The organism is Bradyrhizobium sp., from assembly GCF_049581145.1.
Classification (GTDB): Bacteria; Pseudomonadota; Alphaproteobacteria; order Rhizobiales; family Xanthobacteraceae; genus Bradyrhizobium.
In genome coordinates, this window is the sequence record NZ_JBAURI010000512.1 from 1 (window position 1) to 4,251 (window position 4,251).

The following is a 4,251-nucleotide window of genomic DNA, read 5'->3' on the forward strand; positions in this document are numbered from 1 at the left end:
TCGTTGACCCCGCCATTGCCCTCGGTCTTGCCGATGATGGCGGTGACATCGGCGGCGCGGACGGTGCCTCCGACGATCAGGTTCTCGAGCTCGGAGAGGTCGCCGGGATGCGCCATCGACAGCCGAAAGACTTTTGCGGTTCTCATGAGCCGTCTCCCTTCTCCCGTCCCTTGCGCGTCAGTTCGAACAGCCGGCTCGGGCTTAAGGGAATTTCCAGGAGCTCGATCTTGTTCCGCGACAGATCGAGCGCATCCTCGATGGCCTGCGCGAACAGCGGGCCGACGGGAATAGCGCCGGCTTCGCCCGCGCCCTTGATCCCTAACGGGTTGAGCGGCGATGGCGTCGTGGTGTGATCGAGCTCCATGCGCGGCACTTCCAGCGCGGTCGGCAGCAGATAATCGGCCAGCGAGGCGTTGAGCAGCTGGCCCTGGTCGTCGAAAACAAGCTTTTCGTAGAAGGCGTTGCCGATGCCCTGCGCGACACCGCCGTGAATCTGGCCGCCGAGAATCATCGGATTGATCACGGTGCCGCAATCATGCACCACGACGTATTTCAGGATCTGCAATTCGAAGGTGTCCGGATCGACCTCGACGATGATGGCATGGACGCCGTTGGCGGTCGCGCCGCTCGGTGGCCCGAAATATTGCGTCGACTCCAGGCCGGGCTCGGTCCCCGGCTTGACCGCGCCGCGCATCGGATTGGCGCGCTGCGCCAGTTCCCCCAACCGGATGAACTTTTCGGGGATGCCTATGATCGACACCTTGCCGTCGGCGACGATTAGATCGTCCTCGGAACACTCAAACGCGTCGCTCGCGAGCTTCAGCGCCTTCTTGCGCACCGCGTGCGAGGCTGCGCTGACGGCATTGCCGGCCACCACGGCGCCGCGGCTCGCAAAGGTGCCGGCGCCCCAATAGAACTGGTCGGTGTCGCCGGTCACGATATCGACGTCGGTGACGTCGACGCCGAGCGCGTCGGCGACGATCTGGGCAAAGCTCGTGAAATGCCCCTGGCCCTGGGTGCCGATCCCGGTCGCGACCGAAACCTTGCCGTTGGCCTGGACCTGGACCCTGGCGCCTTCGTAGGGCCCGATTCCGGTGCCCTCGACATAGCAGGCGACGCCGATACCGACGCAGCGCCCCTCGCTGCGGAATTTGGACTGCTCCTGCTTGATGAACGCGTCATAGCCGATCAGCTCGAGTGCCTTGTCGAGCACCGGCTCGTAATTGCCGCTGTCATATTCCAGCGGCTGAAAGTCCTGATAGATGATCTCGTTCCGATACGGAAAGGCGTCGGCCGGAATCAGATTGCGGCGCCTGATTTCGGCGCGATCGATGTCCAGTTCGCGCGCCGCAAGATCCAGCAGCCGCTCGATCACGAACACGCCGTGCTGACGGCCGGCGCCGCGATAGGGCGTCACGATCGGCAGCGTGGTGAAGACGGCGGTAAACGTGCTGTCGTAGGACGGGATCACATAGGGCCCGAGCAAGGTGCACTGGCTGTTGATCGGTACCGTCAGCCCGTACGGATTATAGGCGCCGGTGTCGTGCAGGAAGACGTCCTTGACGCCGAGGATGCGGCCATCCTCGGACATAGCGATCTCGGCGTCGTGGATCTGGCCGCGTTCATGCGTGGTCGCGACGAAATGCTCCAGCCGGTCCTCGATCCATTTCACCGGGCGGTTGAGCCGCATGGAGATCCAGGGCAGCGCGGCCTCTTCCGGATAGAACATCATGATCTTCGGCCCGAACCCGCCGCCGACAAAGGGCGCGATCACCCGCACCTGGCGCTCGCCGAGACCGAGCATGGCGGCAAGGCCGTTGCGGACGAACACGGGCGCCTGCGTGGTGTCCCAGACCGTCAAGTGCTGACCGCGCGCATCCCATTGCGCGACCACGCCGCGGGTTTCGATCGGCGAGGAGATGCCGTGCTCGTAATGAAAGCGGCGCTTGAGCACGAGATCGGCCTTGGCGGCTGCCTTGCGATAATCGCCTTTGCTCTGCCGGACATGGGCGGCGACATTGGTGCCGAGATCGTCATGAACGGACGCCGCGCCCTTCGCCAGCGCGGCTTCGAGATCGACCACCGCCGGCAGCGTCTCCAGATCGACCAGGATATCGTCGAGCGCGTCCTCGGCGATGTAGCGGCTTTCGCCGACGACGACGGCGAGCGGCTCGCCGGCGTAGCGGACCTTGTCCTTGGCGAGCGGCATATGCGTGCGCAGGTTGAAGACGATCTCGGGAATGGGCGGCGGCGGCACCAGCAGCGGGCCGGGCTGGCAGTATGCGCCGTAATCATCGGCGGTATAGACCGCGATCACGCCCGGGCGCTGCAAGGCCGCCGATGCGTCGATCCGCTTGATCCGGGCGTGCGCCGCCTGGCTGCGCAGGAACGCGGCGTGCAGCATGCCCGGCAGTTCGACATCGTCGATGAACAGCGCCTGCCCGGTCAGGAGCTTCCTGTCCTCGTTGCGTTTGATCGGCGCGCCAAAGAACCGCGTGGTCATGGCGCCGCGACCCGCATCGCCTGCGCCGCCGCCAGCATGGCATCGACGATATTCTGATAACCGGTGCAGCGGCAGAGATTGCCGGACAACGCCTCGCGCAGCTCGGCTTCCGTCGGCGCGGGGTGGTCCTTCAAAAACGCCGTCATCGTCATCAGGATTCCCGGTGTGCAATAGCCGCACTGCAGGCCGTGATGGGTGTGCATCGCCTGCTGAATCGGATGCAGCTCACCGGCTTCGCTCGCAAGCCCCTCCACCGTCGACAGTTCATGGCCATTGGCCTGTACGGCGAGCATCAGGCAGGCGCGCACCGGCAAGCCGTCGAGCAGCACGGTGCAGGCACCGCAGACGCCATGCTCGCAACCGACATGGGTGCCGGCGAGCTGCAATTCGTGGCGCAGGAAGTCCGACAGCAGCATGCGGGATTCGACGGCGCGGCGGTACCGCGTGCCGTTCACGGACAGGTCGATGTCGTGGCGGTCAGGCGGCATGACCGATCCGGTGGTGCGCGGTGGTGATCGCGCGCCGGGTCAGGACGCCGGCGATGTGCCGCTGGTAGTCGGGAGTTGCATGAACATTGCCGGAAGGTTCGATCGCACTTGGCACTGCCGCGGCGGCCGCTCCGATCGCTTTGTCGGTCAGGAATTGCCCGATCAGCGCAGCGCAGGCCTCGCTGGCGTCGACCGGGGTTTCGCCGACGCCACACAGCGCCAGCCGCAGATTCGCGCAGCGCCCGTCGTCATCAAGCGTGACCACGGCCGCGACACCGCACAGCGCGAAATCGCCGCGCCGGCGCGCGACTTCCATGAAGCACGACGCCGATCGTGGCGCCGCTTCGGGAAAGCTGATCTCCACCAGCATCTCGTCGGCTGCGATATCGGTCGTCAAAAGGCCGGCGAAAAATTCCGACGCTGCGACCTCCCGCTCGCCGGATACCGACCTGATCCGCATCAGCGCCTGCATCGCGGTTGCGACCGCCGGCAGTTCGGACGCCGGATCGGCATGGGACAGGTTGCCGCCAATGGTGCCGCGATTGCGGATCTGCGGGTGCGCGATATGGGGAAGCGCGTCGGCGAACAGCGGACAGGCGTTGAGGAAATCCCGGTCGTTTTCGAGGGCGCGATAGCGCGTCAGCGCGCCGACGCTGACGCCCTTCCCGGCTGCCCGGTGCACGCCGGCACAGTCCGCCAACCCATTGATGTCGATCAGCACGGCGGGCCGCGCCAGCCGGAAGTTCATCGCCGGTATCAGACTCTGGCCGCCCGCGAGGAATCTGGCTTCGTCGCCATATTCGGCCTTGAGGGAGAGAGCGTGATCGAGGGACGAAGCTGCGACATATTTAAAGGGAGCAGGCTTCATATGCGCGCTCGGGACCTGCATTCGTTTTGGATACGCCAAAGTTAAGACGCAAGTATCCGTCGCACCTGTCCACAAGTCAAAAGCCGCGGGGCCGGTAAAGCACCGGATTTGCATTGAAATCCAGCGAATCGCTGCTCATTATTCTGCCGGCGTGCGTAAACATTGGGCGAGCCTTGGCTTCCGGCTTTTGCCACAATCCAAAGATGGCGTCGATCAAGCCAATCCAACCTGCCAAAGCACCGGTCGCGAGGCCTCGCCCGGTCGATCACGGAGCTAACCTGACCCTGGTGCCCTCGGCTTCCAAACCTTTGACCGCGGTTTCAGACGCGAGCCCCAAACCCTCGCCCAGGCGACTTGTGGTCGATGCGCAAAACATCTCGCTGACATTCGAG

Annotated in this window: 5 protein-coding genes; 1 reads left to right on the top strand and 4 read right to left on the bottom strand. The window is 64.7% G+C overall.

All coding sequences use genetic code 11. From position 1 onward, the window contains the following. From WCB02_RS16900 to WCB02_RS16915, 4 genes are all read right to left on the bottom strand, one after another. The coding region (locus WCB02_RS16900; protein ID WP_423959693.1) for a ring-opening amidohydrolase at positions 1-146 on the bottom strand (146 nt) is incomplete at its 3' end. Further along, positions 143-2,503, bottom strand: coding sequence for a molybdopterin cofactor-binding domain-containing protein (locus WCB02_RS16905; protein ID WP_423959687.1), 2,361 nt, complete (start codon positions 2,501-2,503; stop codon positions 143-145). The genes WCB02_RS16905 and WCB02_RS16900, both read right to left, overlap by 4 nt. Further along, complete coding sequence (locus WCB02_RS16910) at positions 2,500-2,991, bottom strand: (2Fe-2S)-binding protein (RefSeq protein ID WP_423959688.1); 492 nt, start codon at positions 2,989-2,991, stop codon at positions 2,500-2,502. Before WCB02_RS16910 ends, WCB02_RS16905 begins: the two co-directional genes overlap by 4 nt. After that, a complete protein-coding gene (locus WCB02_RS16915; protein ID WP_423959689.1) occupies positions 2,981-3,859 on the bottom strand; it encodes an FAD binding domain-containing protein in 879 nt (292 codons plus the stop codon). The genes WCB02_RS16910 and WCB02_RS16915 overlap by 11 nt, the downstream gene beginning before the upstream one ends. 113 nt (positions 3,860-3,972) lie before the next feature. Here WCB02_RS16915 and WCB02_RS16920 point away from each other — a divergent pair. After that, positions 3,973-4,251, top strand: a 279-nt coding sequence (locus WCB02_RS16920) for a hypothetical protein (protein WP_423959691.1), incomplete at its 3' end; no start/stop codon positions are given.

Bases quoted from the DNA above. Each gene is read 5' to 3' on its own strand.
- WCB02_RS16905 (WP_423959687.1), bottom strand. From the start codon at position 2,503: ATGACCACGCGGTTCTTTGGCGCGCCGATCAAACGCAACGAGGACAGG.
- WCB02_RS16910 (WP_423959688.1), bottom strand. From the start codon at position 2,991: ATGCCGCCTGACCGCCACGACATCGACCTGTCCGTGAACGGCACGCGG.
- WCB02_RS16915 (WP_423959689.1), bottom strand. From the start codon at position 3,859: ATGAAGCCTGCTCCCTTTAAATATGTCGCAGCTTCGTCCCTCGATCAC.